At 68.6% G+C, this 24,212-nt stretch carries 18 protein-coding genes and 1 tRNA gene; 14 read left to right on the forward strand and 5 right to left on the reverse strand.

What is annotated here, in order from left to right:
• Position 1: 1 nt before the first annotated feature.
• On the forward strand, positions 2-202 hold the full coding sequence (locus tag E6A21_RS02125) for a hypothetical protein (protein ID WP_138442462.1): 201 nt from the start codon (positions 2-4) through the stop codon (positions 200-202).
• 106 nt (positions 203-308) lie between these two features.
• On the opposite strand, the gene E6A21_RS02130 is transcribed toward E6A21_RS02125, so the two are convergent.
• Complete coding sequence (locus E6A21_RS02130) at positions 309-1,766, reverse strand: zinc-dependent metalloprotease (protein WP_171041223.1); 1,458 nt, start codon at positions 1,764-1,766, stop codon at positions 309-311.
• Positions 1,767-1,959: 193 nt separating this feature from the next.
• Between E6A21_RS02130 and E6A21_RS02135 the strand changes: the two genes are divergently transcribed.
• The 3 genes from E6A21_RS02135 (at position 1,960) to E6A21_RS02145 (ending at position 6,526) form a co-directional block, all read left to right on the forward strand.
• A complete protein-coding gene (locus E6A21_RS02135) occupies positions 1,960-3,138 on the forward strand; it encodes a YlbL family protein (RefSeq protein ID WP_246036131.1) in 1,179 nt (392 codons plus the stop codon).
• A gap of 218 nt (positions 3,139-3,356) precedes the next feature.
• Positions 3,357-6,386 carry a UPF0182 family membrane protein gene (locus E6A21_RS02140; RefSeq protein ID WP_138442463.1) on the forward strand — a complete coding sequence of 1,010 codons (3,030 nt, stop codon included), beginning with the start codon at positions 3,357-3,359 and terminating at the stop codon, positions 6,384-6,386.
• Positions 6,387-6,452: 66 nt separating this feature from the next.
• Positions 6,453-6,526, forward strand: a tRNA-Met gene (locus tag E6A21_RS02145).
• An 87-nt stretch (positions 6,527-6,613) separates the two neighbouring features.
• Here the strand turns inward: E6A21_RS02145 and E6A21_RS02150 are convergent.
• Together E6A21_RS02150 and E6A21_RS02155 are read right to left on the reverse strand one after the other, a co-directional pair.
• On the reverse strand, positions 6,614-7,414 hold the full coding sequence (locus E6A21_RS02150; RefSeq protein WP_138442464.1) for a PspA/IM30 family protein: 801 nt from the start codon (positions 7,412-7,414) through the stop codon (positions 6,614-6,616).
• Positions 7,415-7,480: 66 nt separating this feature from the next.
• Entirely contained in the window at positions 7,481-9,544 is a 2,064-nt protein-coding gene (locus tag E6A21_RS02155) for a TPM domain-containing protein (RefSeq protein ID WP_246036132.1), read from the reverse strand.
• A gap of 308 nt (positions 9,545-9,852) precedes the next feature.
• On the opposite strand from E6A21_RS02155, the gene E6A21_RS02160 reads away from it, so the two are divergent.
• The 4 genes from E6A21_RS02160 (at position 9,853) to E6A21_RS02175 (ending at position 14,398) form a co-directional block, all read left to right on the forward strand.
• On the forward strand, positions 9,853-11,529 hold the full coding sequence (locus E6A21_RS02160; RefSeq protein ID WP_138442465.1) for a S1C family serine protease: 1,677 nt from the start codon (positions 9,853-9,855) through the stop codon (positions 11,527-11,529).
• Positions 11,530-11,865: 336 nt separating this feature from the next.
• On the forward strand, positions 11,866-12,666 hold the full coding sequence (locus tag E6A21_RS02165) for an electron transfer flavoprotein subunit beta/FixA family protein (RefSeq protein ID WP_138442466.1): 801 nt from the start codon (positions 11,866-11,868) through the stop codon (positions 12,664-12,666).
• Between the two features lie 14 nt (positions 12,667-12,680).
• A complete protein-coding gene (locus tag E6A21_RS02170; RefSeq protein WP_138442467.1) occupies positions 12,681-13,637 on the forward strand; it encodes an electron transfer flavoprotein subunit alpha/FixB family protein in 957 nt (318 codons plus the stop codon).
• Positions 13,637-14,398 carry a PIG-L deacetylase family protein gene (locus E6A21_RS02175; RefSeq protein WP_138442468.1) on the forward strand — a complete coding sequence of 254 codons (762 nt, stop codon included), beginning with the start codon at positions 13,637-13,639 and terminating at the stop codon, positions 14,396-14,398. Before E6A21_RS02170 ends, E6A21_RS02175 begins: the two co-directional genes overlap by 1 nt.
• Before the next feature lie 65 nt (positions 14,399-14,463).
• On the opposite strand, the gene E6A21_RS02180 is transcribed toward E6A21_RS02175, so the two are convergent.
• Together E6A21_RS02180 and E6A21_RS02185 are read right to left on the reverse strand one after the other, a co-directional pair.
• Positions 14,464-14,931 carry a tRNA (cytidine(34)-2'-O)-methyltransferase gene (locus E6A21_RS02180; RefSeq protein WP_138442469.1) on the reverse strand — a complete coding sequence of 156 codons (468 nt, stop codon included), beginning with the start codon at positions 14,929-14,931 and terminating at the stop codon, positions 14,464-14,466.
• 31 nt (positions 14,932-14,962) lie between these two features.
• On the reverse strand, positions 14,963-15,934 hold the full coding sequence (locus tag E6A21_RS02185; protein ID WP_138442470.1) for a J domain-containing protein: 972 nt from the start codon (positions 15,932-15,934) through the stop codon (positions 14,963-14,965).
• 67 nt (positions 15,935-16,001) lie between these two features.
• On the opposite strand from E6A21_RS02185, the gene E6A21_RS02190 reads away from it, so the two are divergent.
• The 6 genes from E6A21_RS02190 (at position 16,002) to E6A21_RS02215 (ending at position 24,153) form a co-directional block, all read left to right on the forward strand.
• Positions 16,002-17,210: a cysteine desulfurase family protein gene (locus tag E6A21_RS02190; protein WP_138442684.1), complete on the forward strand. Its 1,209-nt coding sequence runs from the start codon at positions 16,002-16,004 to the stop codon at positions 17,208-17,210.
• A 72-nt stretch (positions 17,211-17,282) separates the two neighbouring features.
• On the forward strand, positions 17,283-18,431 hold the full coding sequence (mnmA, locus tag E6A21_RS02195; protein ID WP_138442471.1) for a tRNA 2-thiouridine(34) synthase MnmA: 1,149 nt from the start codon (positions 17,283-17,285) through the stop codon (positions 18,429-18,431).
• A 149-nt stretch (positions 18,432-18,580) separates the two neighbouring features.
• The gene (locus E6A21_RS02200; RefSeq protein WP_138442472.1) at positions 18,581-20,215 is read left to right on the forward strand and encodes an ABC transporter substrate-binding protein; all 1,635 of its coding nucleotides are present in this window, start codon (positions 18,581-18,583) and stop codon (positions 20,213-20,215) included.
• 76 nt (positions 20,216-20,291) lie between these two features.
• On the forward strand, positions 20,292-21,380 hold the full coding sequence (locus E6A21_RS02205) for an ABC transporter permease (RefSeq protein WP_138442473.1): 1,089 nt from the start codon (positions 20,292-20,294) through the stop codon (positions 21,378-21,380).
• Positions 21,380-22,441, forward strand: coding sequence for an ABC transporter permease (locus tag E6A21_RS02210; RefSeq protein WP_138442474.1), 1,062 nt, complete (start codon positions 21,380-21,382; stop codon positions 22,439-22,441). The genes E6A21_RS02205 and E6A21_RS02210 overlap by 1 nt, the downstream gene beginning before the upstream one ends.
• A complete protein-coding gene (locus E6A21_RS02215; protein ID WP_138442475.1) occupies positions 22,438-24,153 on the forward strand; it encodes a dipeptide ABC transporter ATP-binding protein in 1,716 nt (571 codons plus the stop codon). Before E6A21_RS02210 ends, E6A21_RS02215 begins: the two co-directional genes overlap by 4 nt.
• Positions 24,154-24,212: the final 59 nt, after the last annotated feature.

Raw genomic sequence — 24,212 nt, forward strand, 5'->3', positions numbered from 1 at the left:
CATGAGCCAGCTTCCAGCCGGGTACATGAAGTATCTCGAGGGCCGCAGTGACGACTTCGTCGAAACCGTTCGGCCAGTCCTGCTCCAGTCCGCAGCGGACGGACTGTACGGCGTGAGGGTTGTGGCGAACGAGCCCCATGCCCTTCAGGCGCTCGTGGACGACCGGATTCCGTTCGGGACGATCGTCGAGGACATCGACTAGGAGCTGGGCTTTCCCTAGGGGTCGACGGGTCCGTCGAAGAGCACCGGCGAACCCGTTAACCCCCAGTAGACCAGAGCAGCGCAGCCCCAGCAGCCGCCCCACGATGTCACGTGCCGGGCTGTGGCTCGCCGTCGTCGTCCGTTCCGGAGTGGTGGGGCCCACCCTCGGAAGTGCCCTCCTCGGGCTTCGCGTCCTTCTGCTCCTCTGCGTCCGAGGGATGATCGAATCCTCCCGCGAGCAGCTTCTCGAGCGCCGCGTCGACCTCGGTCTCCTGGGCCTCGGCTGCCGACCGCCGTGCGCTGAACCCGCTCGGATCGTCGAGGTCCTCGCCGGTCGGGAGCAGGTCCGGGTGCCTCCAGATGGCGTCCCGCCCTGCGACGCCGCGCTCCTGCTTGAGCGAGGCCCAGAGCTGGGCGGCATCGCGCAGTCGCCGCGGGCGCAGCTCGAGGCCGACAAGCGACGCGAAGGCGTGCTCGGCGGGCCCCCCAGTGGCGCGGCGACGGCGGACTGCCTCGCGGAGGGCCGGAGCGGAAGGCAGCACATTCTCGGTCGCTGCCGCGGTGAGCTCGTCGACCCAGCCCTCGACGAGGGCAAGCGCCGTTTCGAGCTTCGCGAGGGCGGCTTCCTGGCGCGGGGTGCGCTCGGGCGTGAACACTCCGCCCTGGAGCGCCTCCTGGAGGGATTCCGGATTCCGCGGGTCGACCTCGCGCGCAACCTCTTCGATGCGGGAGATGTCGATGTGGATGCCCCGGGCGTAGTCCTCGACGGCACCGAGGAGGTGCGCTCGCAGCCAAGGCACGTGCATGAAGAGGCGGGCGTGCGCGGCCTCGCGGACCGCGAGGTAGAGCCGGACGTCGCCCTCGGGGAGCCCGAGGCCCTCGCCGAACTTCGCGACGTTCGCGGGCAGGAGCGCCATTTCGAGGTCTACGAGCGGGACTCCGATGTCGGACGCGCTCACAACCTCGCCGGACAGCGCGCCGATTGCCGCGCCGAGCTGCATGCCGAAGATTGCACCGCCCATGTTCTGGAGCATTGATGTGGCGCCGCCGAGCATGCCCTTCATCTCTTCGGGGAGCTGCTCGCTGATGGCAGTCGAGAGTGCCGTGGCCACGCTGTTCGCTACCGGCTCGGTGAGCCGGCGCCACGTGGCCATGGTCGCCTCGATCCACTCCGCCCGGGACCAGCCGCGGCCGATCAGGCCGGTGGGGGGGAAGTCCGTCACGTTGTCGAGCCAGAGCTCGGCGAGGCGCAGCGCTTCGTCGACGTCGCGGTTCTGCAGTGCCGAGACCGAGGGGTCCGACGTCGTGGCCGCGGTGCGCCGCGCGTGCTCGTGGGCCAGCTGCCAGTTCACGGGCCCGTCCCCGGCCGAGGACGTCATCATGGACTGGACCTGCTGGAACATCTGCTGGAGGACAGCGGGGTCGCTCGGGAGGCCCGCAGCCTTCGCGATCTCGGCAGGGTCGACCCCCTCGAGGCCTTCCCCGCCCATGAGCTTGGCGAAGAGTTCGGCCAGAGGATCCTGCGGTTCCTCGCCGTTGCCCTGTGGCTTGTCCGGAGTGGTCATGATGCCGCCGATCACTGGGAGGGAACAGTCATCCTCACGGTACCGCGTGCGGAACACACGTGTCTTCGCGCAGGCAGCCCTTTCGCTCTAGGCACAGCGTGGCGTGCCGGGGAGCGTGCCACACGGACGCACACTACGCTGGACTGAGCGAATCCCTGAGCAGAAGCGGCAATCCGCCGCGGAAAGGCGCCGCGTGAGCAGCAGCGTCCCCCCGACCGCAGGCATCCCGGCGGACGACGGCGGTGTGCGGCCACCTGAGGACGGCTCGCCGGGAGAGCACCCCGGTTCCGCGGGGGAAGGCCCCGTCCGTGCATGGTCCAAGCCCCGCACGGGCCGGGGGCTCGTCGGCGCCGTGGCCGCGGTCGCGACCCTCGTTCTGGGCGGGATCGTGTGGGCCGCTCCAGTGCCCTACGTGGTGGAGCTGCCGGGCCCCGTCTACAACACTCTCGGGACGGACAACGGCAAGGACATCATCGCCATCAAGGGCCGCCAGACGTACCCGGCGCAGGGCGCGCTCGATCTCACGACTGTGTATGTCGAGGGTGGCCCGAATTCGAACGTGAGCCTCCTCGGGCTCATCCGGTCGGCCCTGGATCCGTCACAGTCGATCCTGCCCGTTGATGCTGTCTACCCCAAGGGCGTCACGACGCAGACCGTGTCGCAGGAGAACGCACAGGAGATGCAGAGCTCGCAGGACAACGCCGTCGCGGCCGCCCTCAAGACGCTCTCGATCCCGTTTCAGCAGCAGGTCAGGATCGCCTCGCTCGTCGACAACTCGGCCTCCGCCGGGAAGCTGCAGCCGCAGGACACGATCGTGAGCGTGGGTGGGCAGAAGGTCGATTCGCTCACCGCGATCCAAGCGCTCGTGGCGTCCTCGAAAGGCAAGCCGCTCGACGTCGTCTTCGTCCGGAACGGCGCGCAGCACACGGTCTCCATCACGCCGCGTGACTCGGGGAACGGCCACTACCTGCTCGGCTTCACCGTCGCGTACTCCTTCGCGTTCCCCTTCACCGTCGACTTCGCGCTCGACCGGGTCGGCGGCCCGAGTGCGGGGATGATGTTCGCCCTCGGGATCGTCGACAAGCTCACCCCGGGAAATCTCACGAATGGCAAGCAGATCGCCGGCACGGGGACGATAAGCCCGGACGGAACTGTGGGAGAGATCGGTGGAATCGTCCAGAAGATGGAGGGGGCGCGCTCCCAGGGGGCGACCCTCTTCCTGGCGCCCGCCGGCAACTGCGGCGAAGTGGTGGGCCACGTTCCCAGCGGCCTCTCCGTGGTAAAGGTCGACACGCTGGACGGCGCGCGGCACGCAGTCGAGGCCTACGCCCAGGGAACGGATCCTGCAACGCTGCCGCAATGCACGAAATGAGCTCCGCGTGCACGAATGGATCCGTGGCCGACGAAATGACGTGTGAGCCGACGGCCCCAGAGTCCGTCGCCGAATCGTTACCGACCACTACTGAGCAGCCGGGAACTCCGTACTCGAGCGGCGCGTGCTTGACTAGGCGAGGGTGCGCTGCGCCCGGACGCTTTACGCACCGCGACAATGCGCCGCGATGACACCGAGCACTTGATGAAGAGGTAAACGTGACAGCCCGTCCAGAAGGCACCGCCCCGCGCCCCCTCAGGAAGAGACGCGGACCTCTCATCCCGACGATCATCATCGCGGTCGTGCTCGTGGTCGGCTTCGTGCTCTTCACTCAGGTCTGGACCGACGTCCTGTGGTTCCAACAGCTCGGGTACGTCGGGGTGTTCCTCACCGAGAACGTCTCCAAGACGCTCGTCTTCCTCGTCGGCGCCTTCGGCATGGGCTTCGGCGTCTACGCCGCGATCCGGCTCGCCTACCGGGCGCGTCCCGTCTACGCGCCCGACGGCAGCCAGCAGGACACCATGAGCCGCTACCAGGCCCAGCTCGAGCCCGTACGGCGGGTCATCATGGCCGGTGTCCCGATCGTCTTCGCCCTCTTCGCAGGCGCGGCCGCGGGAAGCCAATGGCAGAAAGTCGTGCTGTTCTTCAACCAGGTGCCGTTCGGCCAGAAGGACCCGCAGTTCGGGCTCGACATGGGCTTCTACCTGTTCACGCTCCCGTTCCTGGGAACGCTCGTCGGCTACCTCCTGAGCATCGTCATCATCGCCGGCATCGCCGGGCTCCTCACGCACTACCTCTATGGCTCGATCCGCATCAGCGACCGCGGTCTCTACACTTCGCGGGCAGCTCAGCTGCACCTTGCGATCACCGGCGGCCTCCTGCTGCTCCTCATCGCGGTCAACTTCTGGATCGACCGTTACGGCACGCTGCAGAACTCGGGCACCAAGTGGGCCGGGGCTATGTACACGGATGTCAATGCGGTCATTCCGACCCAGGCCATCCTCGCGATTGCGGCCGGAATCGTCGCGATCCTGTTCTTCATCGCCGCGGCGATCGGCCGTTGGAGGCTCCCGCTCATCGGGACGGCCATGCTCGTCATCACCGGGATCTTCGCGGGCGGAATCTATCCCTGGGTCATCCAGCAGTTCCAGGTCACGCCGTCGGAGAAGACACTCGAGGGCCCATACATCGAGCGGAACATCTCGCTCACCCGGGAGGCCTACGGTCTCGACAACGTTCAGGTCACGCCGTACAACGCCACGACGAACGCGGCGCCGGGGGCTCTTCAGCCCGATGCCCAGACGACCCAGAACATCCGGCTCCTGGATCCGACGCTCGTCTCGTCGACCTTCCAGCAGCTCGAACAGTACAGGCCGTACTACCAGTTCTCGCCGACCCTCAACGTCGACCGCTACGCCGTGAACGGTGCGTCCCAGGACACTGTGATTGCCGTTCGCGAGCTGAACCTGAATGGCCTGAGCCCGGATCAACAGTCGTGGTACAACACCCACGTCGTGTACACGCACGGCTACGGTGTAGTCGCCGCGTACGGCAATAGGGCCTCCTCGGACGGCAAGCCGGTGTTCCTCCAGTCGGGGATACCGACGACGGGCGCGCTCGGCACTGAGAGCTCGTATCAGCCCCGGATCTACTTCGGTCGCTACTCGCCCGACTACTCCATCGTCGGGGGTCCCTCGGGTGCCCAGCCGCGGGAACAGGACAAGCCGCAGGGCAACGCCGGCGACACCCTCTACACGTACACGGGGAATGGCGGCCCCAACGTCGGCAACTGGTTCAATCGGCTGATCTACTCCGTGAAGTTCCAGAGCACGGATCTCCTGTTCTCGGACGCAGTCAATTCCCAGTCGCAGATCCTCTACAACCGTGACCCGCTCGACCGAGTGCAGAAGGTCGCGCCGTATCTGACCCTCGACGGGACGGCGTATCCGGCCGTGGTCGACGGGCGCGTGAAGTGGATCGTGGACGGCTACACGACCAGCCAGTACTTCCCCTACTCGCAGCAGCAGCAGCTCCAGCAGGTCACTTCCGACTCGCAGACCGCGGCTGGCCGCAACGCCGCCCTGCCGCCATCGACCGTGAACTACATCCGCAACTCGGTCAAGGCGACCGTCGACGCCTTCGACGGGTCCGTCTCGCTGTACGCCTGGGATGACCAGGACCCGATCCTCAAGACGTGGGAGAAGGTCTTCCCGACGACGGTCAAGCCGATCTCGGAGATGTCCGGCTCCCTCATGAGCCATGTGCGGTACCCGGAGGACCTCTTCAAGGTCCAGCGCGAACTGCTGGCGCGCTATCACGTGACGGATCCCGCGAGCTTCTACCAGAACGACGACGTCTGGAGCGTGCCGGATGACCCCACGACCGCGGGGCAGAGCGGCGGGAAGCAGCCGCCCTACTACATGTCGCTCCAGATGCCGGGTCAGAAGGCCCCGGCGTTCCAGCTGACCTCGAGCTTCATCCCTCAGACGGTGCAGGCAGGGAAATCGCGCGACGTCATGTACGGCTTCCTCGCCGCCGACTCGGATGCGGGCAACAAGGCGGGGGTCAAGGGGCCGGACTACGGGAAGCTCCAGCTGTTGAGACTTCCGACCGAAACCAACGTGCCCGGTCCCGGGCAGGTGCAGTCGCGATTCGATTCCGACCCGTCCGTCTCGACTTCGCTCAATCTCCTCAGACAGGGAGCCTCGAAGGTGCAGGCCGGCAACCTGCTGACCCTGCCCGTGGGTGGTGGTCTGCTCTACGTCGAACCGGTGTACGTCCAGTCCACGGGCTCCACGTCGTATCCCACGCTGCAGCGGGTCCTCGTCGCGTTCGGCGACAAGGTCGGCTTCGCGGCGACGCTCGATGAGGCGCTCAAGAGCCTGTTCGGCGGGAACGCGGGAGCCTCCGCAGGGGACGCCGGGAACAACAACGCCACGACGACGACGCCGACACCGCCCAGTTCGTCCTCCGCGGCAGCCAACGCCAACGCCCAGCTCAACCAAGCGCTTCAGGACGCGAAGAAGGCCATGAGCGACAGCCAATCAGCTCTGCAGAGCGGCAACTTCGCCGACTATGGGGCGGCTCAGCAGAGGCTGAACGATGCCGTGACGCGCGCGCTCACAGCCGAGGCAAGCCTCCAGGCTGCACAGGGGCAGGGCTCCTCGACGGCGCCGTCCACGTCGTCGCCGAGCCCGAGCCCCTCGCCGAGTTCATCGGCGAGCCCGTCGGCGAGCCCAGGCGGATGATCGGCTGCCCGGACCAGAGCACCGATTTGGCCCCACGTTCACCGATTGGTAACGTAGTGACTGCGCCGCGGGGTGGAGCAGTTCGGTAGCTCGCTGGGCTCATAACCCAGAGGTCGTAGGTTCAAATCCTGCCCCCGCAACGAAAGAGAGGAGCCCGGGCCGACATCGTCGGCCCGGGCTCTTCTCTTCCCTGCGTGTTCGCTCAGGTTGCGGCTGCCCTGCCCGGGTCAGAGCTTGTCGAAGTCCGCCTCATCCACTACATGGTCGGCAGCGTCGACGGCCTGAGCACCCTTGCCTGCCGAGAGGGCGTTCTGCGACGTGCCCTGCTTGAGGGCGGCGAGCCGGGCCTCGACCTCGGTCTGCTCCCCGAGGTCCTCGAGCTGGTTGAACTGGGCGTCGAGGCTGCTCGCCGCCAGTTCCTGCTGCCCGCGGACCTTGGCCTCCTCCCGTCGGACCTTCTCCTCGAAGCGGCTCACCTCGCTCGTCGGGTCCATGATGTCGATGCTCTTGAGGGCGTCGTTGACCTGCGTCTGGGCGGCCGCCGTCCGGCTGCGGGCTACGAGTTCGTTCCGCTTCGTCGTGAGCTCGTTGAGCTTGCCCTTCATCTGGTCGAGTCCGGTCTTGAGGCGGTCGACCACTTCGCTCTGGGAGGCAATCGTCGGCTCTGCGGCCTTTGCCTCGTTCTCCGACGAGATCTGGCGCTGGAGGGCCACCTTCGCCAGATTGTCGAACTTCTGGGCGTCTGCGGCATTTCCTGCCGCCCGCAGCTCGTCAGCCTTGCGCGACGCAGCCAAGGCCTTGTTGCCCCAGTCCTGCGCCGCCTTGAGGTCCTCGGCGTGGTCGTCCTGGAGCATGCGCAGGTTGCCGATCGTCTGCGCGATGGCTGACTCTGCCTCGGCGATGTTGTTGCTGTAGTCACGGACCATCTGATCCAGCATCTTCTGGGGGTCCTCCGCCTGGTCGAGCAGCGCATTGATGTTGGCCTTCGCCAACTGCGTGATGCGCCCGAAGATCGACTGCTTTGCCATGGTGTGGTGCTCCCTTCCCTGGCCCGGCACGAGCGCCGCGGCCTGTTGTGGTCTGTCCTGTTCAGCTCAGAAGCTGCCGCCGTCGCCGCCGAAGCCGCCACCGCCCCCGTCGCCGCCGAAGCCGCCACCGCCCCCGTCGCCGCCGAAGCTGCCGCCGTCGCCGTCCCAGCCACCGCCGTCGCCGCCCCAGCCGCCGCCGTCGCCGCCCCAGCCGCCGCCGTCGTGGTGGCCTCCCCGGAGGATGCTGTCGATGAGGATTCCGCCGAGGATTGCCCCGCCGATCCCGCCGCCGTAGTTCCGGCCGCCGCCCATCCCGTAGCCTCCGAAACCGGAGAACTGCTCGACGTCCTGCTGGGCGATCTGGGCGGCTTGCTGTGCGAGGGCTGTCGCCTGCTGCGCGTACGCGAGCGCGGACGCCGGGTCACTCTGGGAAATGCTCAGAGCGTAGTCGAGGTTGCGCTGGGCTTCTGCCAGACGGGTTCGAGCCTCGGTGCCGACGCCACCTCGGCGGGCCTCAATGTAGTCGCTTGTGGCACCGATGGTGTCCTGCGCCGTGCGGATCGCCTGCTGGAGAGCGGCCGCAGCCCGCTGGGCCTGCTCTTCACGGTTCCGGACGCCGGCCAGGACCTCGTCGAGCTGCTGGTGTGCCTTCTCGATGCGGGCCAGCAGTGCGATCGGGTCCACCTTGCCGCCCGCGAGTTCCTGCTTTGCCTGGGACAGGGCTGATTCGGCGCCAGCTATCGGACCCGTGAGCTCGGCATGCTGCTGTCCCTGCGCCATTGCCTTGGCCTGGGCGAGATCGTTCTCCGTGTCGGCAATCGCGCTGTCCAGACCGGTCCGGGCGGCATCCAGCGCGGCGGATGCCTTGTCGATCGCGTCGAGGAGGACCACGCTCTGGTGCAGTCCCTCCTCGGCGGCCCTGACGGAAACGGCAGCGGGCCCGGTCTCGTTGGCGGCGAGCTGCCCGCGTGCCTGGGTCGACGCGGACTCGACGAACGCGAGGCGATCCTTTGCCTGGGTGATGTTGTCTGCCACGTGGCGTACCGCGGACTCCGAGTAGCGGTCCCTGAGGGACGCGAGGGTGCTTTCGGCCCCGGCGAGCCGGGCGGTTGCCCGTTCGACTCCAGATCTGATGTTGTCGAGGGCAGCAGGAGCCGTGCGCTCAAGCTCGCGGAGGGCGTCGAAGTCTGCCTTCTGGTCGGCCAGCGACTGGATGGCCGACTGTGAGCGGTTGATGATCTCTCCGAGCCAAGCGCGCTGCTGCTGCTCGGTGTCGGGAATGTGGTCGTCCAGCTGCTGCTGAAGCTTGAACGATTCGCTCAGCTGCCCCTTCGCGTCGGCGAGAGCCCGGGTGAAGTTTCCAACCGCGTCCGAACCGTAGGAAGCCTCCGCGAAGCCTAGTTCCTGCTCGCTCGACTTGATGGTGTCGTCCGCTCGCACGAGAAGGGCGCTGGCACGCTTGCGCAGCTGCTCGACGGGCAGGCCGGCGAGGGGGTCCGAAGAGGCGGCGGGCGCCTGCGCGAGGGCCCGCGACTTCCTGCGGCGGGAGAGGGCGTACGCGCCCGCGGCCCCTGCCGCGACGACGACGCCGGCCCCCACGAAGAGGGGAGTCGCGTCGCCGCCCGAGGAAACCGCGCCACTGCCACCGCCAGCGGCGTCACCCACGGCCTTGGCAGTGTCGACGGCCGCCTGGGCGTAGTCCTTCTTGCCGTTGGCGAGGTTCGGAGTGATCGCATTCTGAGCGATCGTGCTGATCTTCGGGTACACCTTCGTGTTCGCCGTGCTCGCCACGAGCTCGTACTGGCCGGTCGTTGCGATGGCAAGAAGGACGTCAGAGGTCCCCATCCCCTTGTTCTTCGCGACGGCCTGTGCCCAGGCAGCCCGGTCGCTCGGGTTCGTGAACGAGTCGACGACGACGACATAGAGATTCAGTTTGTGCTGCGAGAGGAGGTTGGAGATCGCAGCCTGGACGTCTGACTTCCGGGTCCCAATCGCGCCACTCGGGTCGACGATGTTGGTCCCGGATGGGATGGTGACGGGGTCGGTGGCCCACGCCGGGGTCGCGGCTGGCATCAATGCGAGCAGCAAGGCGCCGACAGCCGTCAGGAGAGTCTTCAGCGTGGATCGCACTGCACAGCCCTTCGCTCGGCTCCGAGGCGGTTGCCCCGGAAGGCCTCCAGCCCCCCGAAAAGCCCGGCCGTATGCCGCGGGGAGGCTGGGGCGTGTCGGTTCGATTCTAGGGGCGTCATTCGGCGCGAATCCACCGGCTCCGCGTGCGCCCCGAGCGAACAGGCCGAACCGCCGAAGACCTGGGATCGTTGGTCCATCGGGCAAGGCCCTCGCTTTCGGCTCCCTTCCAGAGACCTCTCAGGGAACAAAGGAGTGGCGCACAGCATGGCGGTCCATAGTTGTAGGCAGGACACGAAAGGATGAGGAGCATGAGCGAAACCCCAGACAGCCCGGCCCCGGACCGCGGCCAGACGACAGATGGCGGAACGACGCCTGAGCGTTCGAGCGTCGCGCCGCACGGAGCGGAGGGTCGCCCCGGCGCCGACACCGCGCCGACAGCGCCGATCCAGGGTTCCGGCCAGCCCTCAACTTCCCAGTCCGGCCAGCCCGCGGCTTCCCAGTCGGGCCAGCCCGCGGCTTCCCAGTCGGGCCAGCCCGCGGCTTCCCAGTCGGGCCAGCCCGCGGCTTCCCAGTCCGGCCAGTACGGCCAGCCCCGTTACGGGCAGTACGGCCAGCCCGCTCAGCCCGGGCATGCGCCACAGGGCCAGTATGGGCAGCAGGGCCAGTCGCCGTACGGCCGGCCTGCCAATCCCTACGGCCAACCGACCAGCCCCTACGGGCAGCAGTACCCCTATGGTCAGGGCCAGGGTGGCTCCTCGTTCGGCCCGCCGGCGTCAGGGCGGGCGGGCCAGCCGCGCCGTTGGGGGACTGGTGTGCTCGTCGCAGGCATGCTCGTCGCCGGACTGGTCGGCGGGGGCGTCGCAGCGAGCGGATATTCACTCCTCGCGCCGCACGCGGCCTCCGTGAACACGACCCAGAACAGCCCGGTGATCGTCAACAACCAGAACAGCGTCAACGCGGTGACCGCGGCAGCTGCCAAGGCGTCGCCGAGCGTGGTCACGATTGGAGTCACGTCGGGGAGTTCGCAGGGGACCGGCTCCGGCGTCGTCCTCGACAACTCGGGCCACATTCTGACGAATACGCACGTCGTGACCCTCGACGGGCAGGTTGCGAATCCGTCGATCGAGGTCCGCACGAACGACGGCAACGTCTACTCGGCGACCGTCGTCGGGACGGACCCGCTCTCGGACCTTGCCGTGATCCAGATCAAGGGGGCCAACCTGACTCCGATCACGGTGGGCGACTCGAGCAAGATCAACGTCGGTGACACCGTGATTGCGATCGGTGCCCCGCTCGGTCTCGAGAACACCGTGACGGACGGCATCGTCTCGACGCTCAACCGCACCATCTCGGTCGCCTCGTCGGCCGCTCCCCAGGGCGGAGACCAGCAGCAGGGCCAGGGCGGCCAGGGCTTCCAGTTCGCGCCGCCGTACGGCCAGTCCCAGCAGTCGCAGGCTCAGAGCTCGATCAGCATCAACGTGATCCAGACCGATGCCGCGATCAACCCGGGCAACTCCGGCGGTGCCCTGCTCAACACGAACGGTGAACTGGTCGGCATCAACGTCGCGATCGCCTCGACCGGCAGCAGCACGAGCAGCACGAGCCAGAGCGGCAACATCGGGGTCGGCTTCAGCATCCCGATCGACTACGCGAAGCGGATCGCCCAGGAGATCATCTCCAGCGGCAAGGCCACCCACGGCCAGCTCGGGGTCTCGGTCCAGCCCGCGGCGCCGAACGGCAACTCGAACTCGACGTTCTCCGTCGGGGCGCAGGTCGCCCAGGTGACCAGCGGTTCCCCGGCGGACAAGGCCGGCATCAAGGCAGGTGACGTGATCACCCACTTCGGAGACTTCGCCATCGAGGATGCGAGCGGGCTCACCGCCGCGGTCCGTGAACAGGCGCCCGGCTCGACCGTGAAGGTCACCTTGAACCGCAACGGCCAGAGCATGAGCGTCGACGTGACAGTCGGCACCGCGTCGTCCTGACCGACCCGAGACCCGTGATCCGGGCCTCTTGACCTCGTACCGCCGAGGGCCCCGCCCGCTTTCCTCTCCAGAGGAACGCGGGCGGGGCCTTCTTCCTGCCGGAGGTGCCAAACCGCGTCGATACATTTCGTCGCTTCATGACATTTCATGGCGTTCCGTGACGATTCGCCGCTGTCGGGCCCGGCGCCATGCCCCTCGCGCGCCAGTGCCAGCGCGTATGGTTAGCTAAGGTTCCCGGAGCGCGGTGCGCGCCGGGTTCACGCGCGGTTTCACCGCGGTACCAGCGCCACCGAGCGCCACCACCGACGGACGCAACACTACGGAAGGTCCTCAACCGTGGGAGACACCCTCAAAATCGTCGTGCTCGTCAAGCACGTCCCTGACGCGCAGTTCGACCGTCACATCGGGCCGGACCGGACGCTCGAGCGATCGGAGAGCATCCTGTCGGAGCTTGACGAGTACGCGCTCGAAGCCGCCCTCCAGCTGAGTGAGGCCCGCGGCGGAGAGAAGGCAGGCAATCAGGTCATAGCCCTCACGATGGGAGCGTCGGACGCGGCCAACGCCCTCAAGAAGGCGCTCCAGATCGGCGCGTCTTCCGCGGTTCACGTGACGGACGACGCCTTGGCCGGCTCGGATGCATGGGCAACGTCGCTCGTGCTCGCCGCGGCGGTCCGCGCAGTCGGCGACGTCGACCTCGTGCTCACCGGCATGGCCTCGACCGATGGCGAAACCTCGCTCGTACCCGCCCAGCTGGCGGAGCGGCTCGGCTTTCCCCAGCTGACGTTCGCGTCCAGCCTCGACGTCGCGGGGCGCACCGTCGTCATCCGCCGTGACGGCGGAACCACCTCGGACACCGTCGAGGCGGACCTTCCGGCCGTCGTGTCCGTCACGGACCAGATCAACGAGCCGCGCTATCCCAACTTCAAGGGCATCCTCGCCGCGAAGAAGAAGAAGATCGCGACATTCAGCCTCGCGGACCTCGGTGTCGACCCAGGACAGGTCGGCTCCGCGGGCTCGCTCACCCACGTTGAGCAGGCCGAGCCGCGCCCCGCGCGAGTTGCGGGGACCATCATCACGGACGAGGGCGACGCCGGCGTCAAGCTCGTCGACTTCCTGGCCGCCCAGAAGCTCGTCTAGCGGGAGAGATGACCATGACTGCAACCCTCGTCTACCTCGACGCCGTTCCGGCCGAAGGCCTCCGGAGGCCACAGCTCGAGCTGCTCGCGGCGGGTCGCGCGCTCGGCCCGATCTCCGCCGCTGTCGGCGCACAGCCCAGCGACGCCGTCGTCCGTGAGCTCGGCGAACAGGGCGTGGACGCCGTCTACACGCCCGGGGAGACGGACCTCTCGGGGTTCCTCGTCGCCCCGCAGGCCGCGTGGCTTGCCGCGGTTGCCGCCGTAGCCCAGCCAGGCGCCGTCATCCTCGACAACTCTCTTGAGTGCAAGGAGATCGCGGGCCGCCTCGGCGTGCGGTTGGATGCCGGGGTCATCACGGACGTCGTCGCGCTCGAGGCAGACGGCACGGCACACAAGTCCGTCCTCGCGGGTTCCTATGAGGTCCGCGCGAAGGCCACGAGCCCGGTCGCCGTCTTCACCGTCAAGCCTGGGGCGGCCGATGCTGCTCCCGCATCTGCCGCCGGTTCGCCGAGCGTGCAGACGGTGGCGGTTCCGGAGGACGCGTTCGCGCGAGCCGGGCGCATCACCGAGCGGACAGACCGCCCGCGGACGGGGCGCCCCGAGCTCACGGAGGCAACCATCGTTGTGGCGGGCGGGCGCGGAACCGACGGCGATTTCGGTCCCGTCGAGGAGCTCGCCGACGCCCTCGGCGCGGCCGTGGGCGCGTCCCGCGCCGCGACCGACGCCGGCTGGATCAGCCACGACCTCCAGGTCGGCCAGACCGGCAAGACGGTTTCCCCCCAGCTCTACATCTCGGCGGGGATCTCGGGTGCCATCCAGCAGAAGGCCGGCATGCAGACCGCGAAGGTCATCGTGGCCGTGAATTCCGATCCCGAGTCGCCCATCTTCGAGATCGCCGACTTCGGGGTCGTCGGCGACCTCTTCAAGGTCCTCCCGCAGGCGACCGAAGAGATCAAGCGGCGTCGGGCCTAGTGGCGGCCGCCCGGGAAGGAGCGCCCGGACAGGGCGCCCGACGCGTCCTGGCCTTCGGCGCTCATCCTGACGACCTCGACTTCGGGGTGGCCGGCACCGTCTCGGCTTGGGTCGCCCAAGGCGTCGAGGTGCACTACTGCGTCATGACCGACGGCGACGCGGGCGGCTTCGACCCGGCTCACCGCGCTCAGATCGTCGCCATGCGGCGAGAGGAGCAGCGCGCCGCGGCCGCCCGTGTCGGGGTCAGGGAGGTCCATTTCCTCGGGTACCGAGACGGCTATCTCGAGCCCACGCACGAGGTGCAGCGCGACGTCGTCCGGCTCATCCGGACGGTGCGGCCCGACGTCGTCCTCGCCATGCACCCGGAGCGCAACTGGTCGAGTCTCCAGATGTCGCATCCGGATCACCTGGCGTGCGGCGAAGCCGTCACTCGCGCTGTCTATCCCGCGACCGAGAATCCCTACGCCTACCCAGAGCTCGAGGAGTCGGGCCTGGCGGCCTACAGGGTCCCGTGGCTGTGGCTCTACGCCGCTCCTGAGGAGCGCGTCAACCATGCCGTGGACGTGACGGTCCACGTCGAGGCGAAGCTCGAGGCGATCCGGGTGCACCTGAGCCAGCACCCGGACATCGCCGCGACGGAGCGCTTCGTCCGGGCACGGCTCCGGGCCACGGCGGCGGCGCACGGACTGGGTGGTGAGGCGTCGGCCGAGGCCTTCCACGTCGTCGCGGTCAACTCGCCGGAGACGATCGCCGGCTTCTGAGCCCCCGCTTCTGAGCCCCGGGCCGACGCAGCAGCGTCGCGAACCGGTCTTGGCGCGAGAGCCGGCTAGACCTGCGCGCCGGCGTAGCCGTTCTGCCGCCACGCCTCGTACACTGCGATCGACGCGGAGTTCGCGAGGTTCAGCGACCGCCGCGCGGGGAGCATGGGCAGCCTGACGCGGGCAGTGACCCGCGGGTCCGCGAGGACGCCCTCGGGGAGGCCCACGGATTCGGGGCCGAAGAACAGGACGTCGCCGGGCGCGTAGGCGATTTCGGCGAAGGGCGTGTCCCCGTGCGAGGTGAAGGCGAAGACCCGCGCGGGCAGGAGGGCGGCGAAGGCGTCCTCGAGGGTCTTGTGCACCGTGACCACGGCGAGGTCGTGGTAGTCGAGTCCTGCACGCCGCAGCTTCGTGTCCTCGAAGTCGAACCCGAGCGGCTCGACGAGGTGGAGCTGGGATCCGGTCACCGCTGCGAGACGGATGGCGTTGCCGGTGTTGCCCGGGATCTCGGGCGTGTAGAAAAGGATGCGGAACACGCCCTCCATCCTAGGCTCCGCTGGTTCTCACCTAGTGCAGGCCGGTGAGCAGCCGGGCGAGTGCCGGCACGTACACGACGTTCGGCTGCGGCCCGGACGCGAGGAAGAACTTGAGCTCGCGCACGAACTTGGAGGCATTGAGCGGCTCGATCCCGCCCTCGGCGTTCCGGTGCGCGTCGATGACCGGCTGGTGGATGCTGGGGTCGCGGGTCTGGACGAGCACGAAGCCGTGCACGTTGAGCTCGGGGAAGACCTCCTGGAAGTACCGCACCTGGCCTGCGAGCAGCGGGGGAGCGGCCGCACGACCTCCTTGGAGGAGGTGAGTGCCGTCCCACGCGTAGTTCCCGGCCGGGACGAGCATCGAGTCGACGAGTGCCAGCCGGTACCCCGCGAGGACTGCGTGGGCCACATAGGAGCTCCCGTCGGGTGAGCGGAGGCCGTTGACCAGGCGGGCGGAGGGGATCTCGGCCAGGATGTTCCGCCGGATGAGGGCGGCTGTCCGCTGCTCTCGCTCGATCCGGGCGCCCGCACCGAAGATCCCGCGCCGGCGCGGCTCGCCGTGCTCCGGGCGCCGGGCGAGGTCGCGAGGGAGCAGCGGGGAGGCCCCCTCGGAGAACGGCGGCTCGTACACCGCGGGTTCACCGGCCAGATTCCGCTGGGGTCGGCCTCCGGGAGACCGACGGTGGGCGGCGAAGCCTGAGGCGGCATACGACGGCGGGCGCGCGCCGCCGTCGGCCGTCCCACCCGGGCCGGCACTCCAGGCCCCGGCCGCGGGCTCCTGCTGGGGCGACGCCGCGAAGTAGCTCCGGTTGTACGAATCCCGTCGCTGGGGATCGGACAGCACCTCGTAGGCGAGGGTGACCCGCCGGAAGTCCGCTGGGTCGCCGCCGTGATCGGGATGGTGGATGCGCGCTGCGCGGCGGTAGGCGGCCTTGATCTCCTGGAGGGAAGCCGTCACTGGGACGCCAAGCACCTCGTAGTGGGAGGGCAGGCCAGACGTCATGGCTCAATCCTAGGCGGCGCTCGGGTTCCCGCCGTTCGAGGGCCCCACGGAGGCCTACAGTGGAATGGTGTCCGTGTATCTCGACCACGCCGCCACCACTCCCGTGACGCCCCACGCGCTTGCGGCGTTCACCCAGCAGGCCGCCCAGGGAGGCAATCCCTCGTCGCTCCATGCTGCCGGCCAGCGCGCACGCCGGGCGCTCGAGGACGCGCGCGAATCGCTCGCGGCGACGCTTGGTGCCCATCCTTCCGAGGTGGTCTTCACGTCGGGCGGCACGGAGGCCGACAATCTGGCGGTCAAGGGGCTCTACTGGGCGCGCCGGGACACGGATCAGGGGCGCAGGCGCATTCTGTGCTCGAGCGTCGAGCATCACGCGGTCATGGACACGGTCGAATGGCTCGAGCGGCATGAGGGCGCCGAGGCAGTCTGGCTGCCTTGCGACGCGGCAGGCATCACGGACGTCGAGGCAGTGCGGGCGGAGCTCGAACGCGACCCAGAGAGCGTCGCCCTCATCACCGTCATGTGGGCGAACAACGAGGTGGGCACGCTCCAGCCGGTGGCCGAGATCGCGGCCCTCGCGGCCGAACACGGTGTTCCCATGCACTCGGACGCAGTCCAGGCCTTCGGACACGTGCCGGTCGACTTCGCCTCGTCGGGGCTCGCGACGATGGCAGTGAGCGGGCACAAGGTCGGCGCACCGGTGGGGGTCGGCGCCCTCGTTGTCCGCCGCGACGCGACAGTCACCCCGGTCCAGCACGGCGGCGGCCAGCAGCGCGGCCTCCGTTCCGGGACCCTCGACGCTGCGGGCGCCGCAGCGTTCGCCGCCGCGGCCGCCGACGCCGTCGGACGCCTCGGGGAGGAGGCGCCGCGCCTCGCCGCGCTCCGCGACCGGCTCGTCGAAGGCGTCCTTGCGGCCGTTCCGGACGCCCGCCTGAGCGGCCCGGCCGACCCGGCCCTCCGGTTGCCCGGCATCGCCCACTTCACGTTCCCCGGGTGCGAAGGCGATTCCCTCCTCTTCCTCCTCGACATGATGGGCGTCGAAGCGTCCACGGGCTCGGCGTGCACTGCGGGCGTGCCGAGGCCCTCGCACGTCCTCCTGTCGATGGGTCTGAGCGAGACTGAGGCGCGGGGTGCGCAGCGATTCAGCCTCGGCTGGTCCTCTGGAGAGGACGACGTCGAGGGGCTCGTGAACGTCATCGGCAGTGCCTTTCGTCAGGCGCGCCAGGCCGGGATGGCCGGGCATGAGAGCGTCATCAGGACGGCGTCGACGCGCTAGGGGGACGCCTTGGGTTGGCAAGCCTCGGCACCTCGCGATCCTGCGGCCAGAGGCCGCCGCTAGAATGGTGGGGTGCGAGTTCTGGCAGCCATGAGCGGGGGAGTGGATTCGGCCGTCGCCGCGGCCCGCGCTGTGGAGGCGGGGCACGACGTCGTCGGGGTTCACCTTGCCCTCTCCCGGATGCCCGGCACGCTGCGGACGGGAAGCCGCGGCTGCTGCACGATCGAGGATTCGAACGACGCGTGGCGGGCGTGCGACAGGCTCGGGATCCCGTTCTACGTGTGGGATTTCTCGGAGCGGTTCAAGGCGGACGTGGTCGATGACTTCGTCGCGGAATACGCGGCGGGGCGCACACCTAACCCCTGCATGCGCTGCAACGAGCGGATCAAGTTCGCGGCCCTCCTCGAGAAGGCGCTCGCACTGGGCTTCGATGCCGTCTGCACCGGCCACTACGCCAAGGTGGTCCGCGACGCTGCGGGCAACCCGGAGCTCCACCGGGCGGCCGACTGGGCGAAGGACCAGTCCTACGTCCTGGGGGTCCTGACCCGGGAGCAGCTCGAGCACTGCCTCTTCCCCCTCGCCGACACGCCCTCGAAGGCCGAGGTCCGCGCGGAGGCGGAGCGGCGAGGGCTCTCCGTCGCCAAGAAGCCGGACAGCCACGACATCTGCTTCATCTCGGACGGCGACACCCGCGGATGGCTCGCCGACAAGATCGAGATGACCCCGGGCGACATCCTGGACGAGACCGGGCAGAAGGTCGGCGAGCACGGCGGCGCGAATGCCTTCACCGTGGGGCAGCGCCGTGGTCTCCGGCTGGGGCGTCCCGCCCCTGACGGCAAGCCGAGGTTCGTCCTCGAGGTCCGGCCGAAGGACAACACGGTTGTCGTGGGTCCGGAGCAGCTCCTTGCGGTCGACGAGATCCGCGGAATCCGCATTTCCTGGGCCGGCGCTCCGCTTGCTGAAGCCGCATCGGGTGAGGAGTTCGCGTGCACGGCGCAGGTGCGCGCACACGGCGACGCACTTCCCGCGAGGGCGCGCGTGGTGCATCGCGAGGGAGCGCAGGGCCATGAGGGGGCCGACGACGGCGAGCTCGTCGTCACGCTCGACGAGCCGCTTCGCGGGGTCGCGCCGGGGCAGACGGTCGTGCTGTACCAGGGGACCCGGGTGCTGGGGCAGGCGACCATCGATTCCGCACGCTCCCTGGCCCGTCCCTCTCTCTGATCCTCGCGAAGCCCACCGCGGCAGCCTGGGGTCTTCAAGCGAGGCTTTCACATCTTCGAAAACGTGATTGAATGCTGTGTGCACCCGGCTGTGCGCTGCATCACACGTGGCGCGAGCCCAGAACTTCGAAGAGAAGGTCACCAAACCCCATGCGCAAGACCACCTCAGCCGTACGGAGCGCAGTCGTGCTCCTCGGCATCTCTGCGCTGGCTCTGACGGGCTGCACCGGCCCGTCCGGAGGCAGCTCGGCCCAGAGCGGCTCGTCGGGCGGCGGCCCGGTCACGGTCGGTACGACCGACAAGGTCACGTTCCTTGATCCCGCGGGCTCCTACGACAACGGCTCGTTCATGGTCATGAACCAGATCTATCCGTTCGTCATGAACTCCAAGCCCGGCAGCGCCGATCCCCAGCCCGACATCGCGACCTCGGCCTCGTTCACCTCCCCGACGGTGTACACGGTCAAGCTCAAGAGCGGCCTCAAGTGGGCCAACGGCGACGCGCTCGACTCGACGGACGTGAAGTTCTCGTTCGACCGGCAGCTCAAGATCAATGACCCGAATGGCCCGGCCTCGCTCCTGGACAACCTCGCAAGCGTCGACGCCCCGGATCCGGCCACGGTCGTCTTCCACCTCAAGCAGGGCAACGACCAGACGTTCCCGCAGGTGCTCTCGAGCCCGGCAGGCCCCATCGTCGACCACAACGTGTTCCCGGCCGACAAGGTGATGAACGATGACGACATCATCTCGAAGAAGGCCTTCGCGGGTCCGTACACGATCACCACGTACCAGAAGAACCAGCTCGTCTCCTTCAAGGCCAACCCGGACTACCAGGGCCTCCTCGGCAAGCCGGCGACGGACACGGTGAACCTCAAGTACTACGCCGACTCGAACAACCTCAAGCTCGACGTCCAGCAGGGCAACATCGACGTGGCATGGCGCTCGCTGACGGCGACCGACGTCGACAGCCTCGCGAAGGACTCGAAGGTCAAGGTCTACAAGGGCCCGGGCGGCGAGATCCGCTACATCGTGTTCAACTTCGACACGATGCCGTACGGCGCGAAGACCCCGAACGCCGACCCTGCCAAGGCCCTTGCGGTCCGGCAGGCAATGGCGGACCTCGTCGACCGTGACGCGATCGCGCAGCAGGTCTACAAGGGGACCTACACCCCGCTCTACTCCTACGTTCCGGACGGCTTCCCCGGCGCCACGCAGCCGCTCAAGACGATGTACGGCGACGGCAACGGCAAGCCGAGCGCGGACAAGGCCAAGCAGGCCCTGCAGGCGGCCGGCGTTCAGACCCCGCTGAACATCAACCTCCAGTACAACCCGGATCACTACGGGACGTCCTCGGGCGACGAGTACGCGCTGGTCAAGCAGCAGCTCGAAGCCTCCGGCCTGTTCAAGGTGAACCTCCAGTCCACTGAGTGGGTCACCTACTCCAAGGACCGGACCAAGGACGTCTACCCGATGTACCAGCTCGGTTGGTTCCCGGACTTCTCGGATCCGGACAACTACCTCACGCCGTTCTTCACCCAGAACAGCTTCCTGAAGAACCACTACTCGAACACGACCGTCCAGGACCTCATCTCCAAGGAGGCCGCGAACCCGGACAAGTCGTCGCGCGAGCAGCAGATCGGCCAGATCCAGGACGCTGTGGCGAAGGACCTCGCGACGCTGCCGCTCCTCCAGGGCTCGCAGATCGCCGTGGCCGGAACGAGCGTCAAGGGCGTCGACACGACCCTCGATCCGTCATTCAAGTTCCGCCTCGGCGTGCTCAGCAAGTAACCGGCCCACAGCCCACCCAGTGCAGCGGCGGGATGCGACAGCGTCCCGCCGCTGCTGTGCGGAGGAACTCCCCTAAATGACTGCACTGACTGAGACCCCCCCTGAGGCCGCGGGCCTGCCCGCCCCGGCCGCCAAGCGGAAGGGCGGCGGACTCGCGACCTACCTCATCATCCGATTCCTGCTGATCTTCCCGACGATCCTCATCCTCGTGACCATGGTCTTCTTCCTCATGAGGATCACGGGAGACCCGATCACCGCGGCCCTCGGCGGCCGCCTCCCGGCTGACCAGCTCGCCCAGCGCATCCACGAGGCCGGCTACGACCGCCCGATCCTCGTCCAGTACTTCGAGTACCTCGGCCAGATCTTCACGGGCAACTTCGGCCGCACGATCTCCGACAACCGTGCCGTGACCGAGATGCTCGCCACGTTCGGCTCGGCGACACTCGAGCTCGCGGTCAACGCCGTCGTCGTCGCGCTCGTCGTCGGGATCCCGCTCGGAATGCTCGCCGCCCACCGCCGCGACAAGACGCCCGACGCCGTGCTCCGCATCTTCGCCATCCTGAGCTACGCGACGCCCGTCTTCTTCGCCGGACTGCTGCTCAAGCTCGTCTTCTCCGTCTGGCTCGGCTGGCTGCCGGTCGCGGGCCGAGCGTCGACGTCGACCGAGATCGCGCTCACGAGCCTCGCGTCACCCACCGGGATCTACTGGCTGGACGCCCTCCGCAGCGGGAACCTCGCCGCCTTCTGGGACGTCGAGTCGCACGCGATCCTCCCCGCACTCGCGCTCGGGCTGCTCACGGCGGGCGTGTTCCTGCGGCTTGTCCGCACGAACCTCATCGGCACGCTCGGCCGGGACTACGTCGAGGCCGGACGCTCGCGCGGCGTGAGCGAGTTCCGTCTCGTCACGCGCCACGCGTACAAGCCCGCCCTCATCCCGATCATCACGGTCATGGGCCTCCAGATTGCGCTGCTTCTGGGAGGTGCCGTCCTCACCGAGACAACCTTCGAGTGGAAGGGGCTGGGCTTCCAGCTCGCCCAGTACCTGACGGCACGCGACTTCGTCGCGGTGCAGGGCATCGTCGTCCTGCTGGCCGTCATCGTGGCCGTAACCAACTTCATCGTGGACGTCGTCGCCGCGCTGATCGACCCGAGGGTGAGGTACTGATGTCCACGCAGACCCTTCCACAGCTCGAGCGCCGCGAGCCGCTCTGGACGCGGCTCCCGGTTCTCTCGCATGTGCGCAACAGCGTGGGCCTCCAGCGGGGAATGCTCGTCACCGGCCTCGTGCTCACGGGGATCTTCCTGCTGATGGCACTCCTCGCGCCGCTCGTCGCCCCGTACGGCTTCTCCCAGATCTCGGACGCCGGCGGGAACTTCCCCACCCAGGACCCACCGGGCTCGAAGCACATCTGGGGCACCACGGTCGGCGGGTTCGACGTGTTCTCCCGGGTCGTGTGGGGTGCCCAGACGGCGGTGCTCGTCATCGTCGTCGCCGTCGCCCTCTCGATCTTCGCCGGCGTCGCCCTCGGCCTCGCCTCTGGCTACTTCGGCGGATGGCTCGACCGCGTCCTGGTCGTCATCGCGGACGCCGTCTACGCCTTCCCGTCGCTGCTCGTGGCGATCGTCATGTCGATCGTCATCAGCCACGGGCAGTCGAGCCTCTGGGGCGGCATCCTCGCCGCCGCGATCTCGATCACCGTCGTGTTCATCCCGCAGTACTTCCGGGTCGTGCGGGCCGAGGCGATCCGCCTCAAGGCTGAGCCGTTCGTCGAGTCAGCCAAGGTCCTGGGCGCATCCAGCTGGCGGATCATGGCGCGGCACATCTTCCGGAACGCGACGCGGAGCATCCCGCTCATCTTCACCCTCAACGCTTCGGAGGCCATCCTGACCCTCGCGGGCCTCGGCTTCCTGGGCTTCGGCATCGAGCCGACAAGCGCCGCCGAGTGGGGCTTCGACCTCAACAAGGCGATCAGCGACGTCACCGCGGGCATCTGGTGGACAGGTGTGTTCCCCGGCCTCGCGATTGTGCTGACCGTGCTCGGGCTGACGCTCGTGGGCGAGAGCATGAACGACCTCGCCGACTCGCGGCTCCGCACACGTGGCCGCGGCCGGAAGCAGCGGGCGACGACGGCGGGCGCGTCCCGCAATGAAGCACCGGCACCGGCACCGTATGAAGCACCGGCACAGCATGAAGCACCGGCACAGCATGAAGGAGGCCAGGCATGAGCAAGCAGCTTGACGTGCGTCCCACGGCTCCCGCTGTGAACGTGCTCGACATCGACGAACTCGAGGTCTCGTTCGCGACCGACGCGGGCGAGGTGCGCGCGGTCCGCGGCGTGAGCCTCGACGTCCGGGCCGGCGAGGTCGTGGCCATCGTCGGCGAGTCCGGCTCCGGCAAGACCGTGACGGCCAAGACCATCCTCGGTCTCCTGCCCGAGACTGCCACGAGCTCCGGCGCGGTGGTGATCAAGGGCCAGAATGTCGTCTCGCTCTCGGCCGCAAGACTCCGCGAACTGCGCGGGCGGGACGTGGCCATGGTCTTCCAAGAACCCTCGACGGCGCTCAACCCGGTCTTCACCGTGGGCTGGCAGATCATGGAGGGAATCCGCGCCCACAGGTCGCGGAGCGGTGAAGGCCAAGGCCACAGGGTGAGCCGGAAGGAGGCACGCGAGCGGGCGATCGAGGCCCTCCGCAAGGTGGGCATCCCCGACCCCGAGAAGCGGGTGGACTACTACCCACACCAGTTCTCCGGAGGACAGAAGCAGCGCGTCGTCATCGCAGCGGCGCTCGCCCTCGACCCGGAGCTCATCGTGGCGGACGAGCCGACGACTGCGCTCGACGTCACCGTCCAGGCGGAGATCCTCGAGCTGCTGCGCGACCTCAGGGACCTCTACGGCACGTCGATCGTGCTGATCACCCACAACATGGGCGTCGTTGCGGACCTCGCCGATCGCGTCGTCGTCATGTACCAGGGCGAGGTCGTCGAGGAGGCCCCGGTGCGCAAGCTCTTCGCCGAGCCGCGCGAGGACTACACCCGCCGTCTCCTGGCTGCCGTCCCGCACCTCGGGCGCGACTCCGCGTCCGAGGGCGCGACCGAGCGCCTCCACCAGGACGGCGAGGTGCTCGTCAGGGCGGAGGGGCTCGAGATCGTCTACCCCGGCCGGCTCGGCTCGCCCGCCTTCCGCGCGGTGGAGGGGGTCTCCTTCACCGTTTCGGCGGGGGAGGTGTTCGGGCTCGTCGGCGAATCCGGCTCGGGCAAGACGACGATCGGCCGGACTATCGCGGGGCTGAAGCGTGCCACGGGCGGGAGCCTCAAGGTCCTCGGGCATGAGATGGTCGGATTCCGCGAACGGTCCTTCCGGCCGCTGCGCAAGGAGATCGGCTTCGTCTTCCAGGATCCCGCGGCGTCGTTCAACCCGCAGCTCACGGTCGGCGAATGCGTCGCGGAACCGCTCGTCGTGCACCTCAGCCTGCAGCCGGCCCAGCTTCGCCGGCGCGTCGGCGAGCTGCTCGAGTCCGTGCAGCTCCCGGCGTCCTACGCGTCGAGGTACCCGCACGAGCTCTCGGGCGGCCAGCGCCAGCGAGCGTCGCTCGCCCGCGCGCTCGCGCTCGAGCCGCGGCTCCTGGTCGCCGACGAGCCGACCTCGGCACTCGACGTCTCGGTCCAGGCCAAGGTGCTCGAGCTGTTCCGCGAGATCCAGGCGGAGCTCGGCTTCGCCGCCCTGTTCATCAGCCACGATCTCGCAGTCGTGGACCAACTGAGCCACTGGGTGGGGGTGCTGTACAAGGGGCGGCTCGTCGAGCAGGGCATCAGCAGCCGTGTCATGAACGATCCTCAGGACGCCTACACGAAGCGGCTCATCGCATCGCTTCCGGTACCCGATCCGGTCGAGCAGGCAGAACGCCGAGAGGCCCATCGGGCGCTCCTCGGCGGCTGAGCCTCGGCGGCACGCCAGCGGGCGGACGACGACGGCGGGCGGCTCCCGCCGTCGTCGTC

The sequence above is a fragment of the Sinomonas susongensis genome (assembly GCF_005877005.1).
Classification (GTDB): domain Bacteria; phylum Actinomycetota; class Actinomycetes; order Actinomycetales; family Micrococcaceae; genus Sinomonas; species Sinomonas susongensis.

Bases quoted from the DNA above. Each gene is read 5' to 3' on its own strand.
- E6A21_RS02160 (WP_138442465.1), top strand. From the start codon at position 9,853: ATGAGCGAAACCCCAGACAGCCCGGCCCCGGACCGCGGCCAGACGACA.
- E6A21_RS02130 (WP_171041223.1), bottom strand. From the start codon at position 1,766: ATGACCACTCCGGACAAGCCACAGGGCAACGGCGAGGAACCGCAGGAT.
- E6A21_RS02185 (WP_138442470.1), bottom strand. From the start codon at position 15,934: ATGACGTCTGGCCTGCCCTCCCACTACGAGGTGCTTGGCGTCCCAGTG.
- E6A21_RS02215 (WP_138442475.1), top strand. From the start codon at position 22,438: ATGAGCAAGCAGCTTGACGTGCGTCCCACGGCTCCCGCTGTGAACGTG.
- E6A21_RS02210 (WP_138442474.1), top strand. From the start codon at position 21,380: ATGTCCACGCAGACCCTTCCACAGCTCGAGCGCCGCGAGCCGCTCTGG.
- E6A21_RS02170 (WP_138442467.1), top strand. From the start codon at position 12,681: ATGACTGCAACCCTCGTCTACCTCGACGCCGTTCCGGCCGAAGGCCTC.
- E6A21_RS02150 (WP_138442464.1), bottom strand. From the start codon at position 7,414: ATGGCAAAGCAGTCGATCTTCGGGCGCATCACGCAGTTGGCGAAGGCC.
- E6A21_RS02200 (WP_138442472.1), top strand. From the start codon at position 18,581: ATGCGCAAGACCACCTCAGCCGTACGGAGCGCAGTCGTGCTCCTCGGC.
- E6A21_RS02205 (WP_138442473.1), top strand. From the start codon at position 20,292: ATGACTGCACTGACTGAGACCCCCCCTGAGGCCGCGGGCCTGCCCGCC.
- E6A21_RS02125 (WP_138442462.1), top strand. From the start codon at position 2: ATGAGCCAGCTTCCAGCCGGGTACATGAAGTATCTCGAGGGCCGCAGT.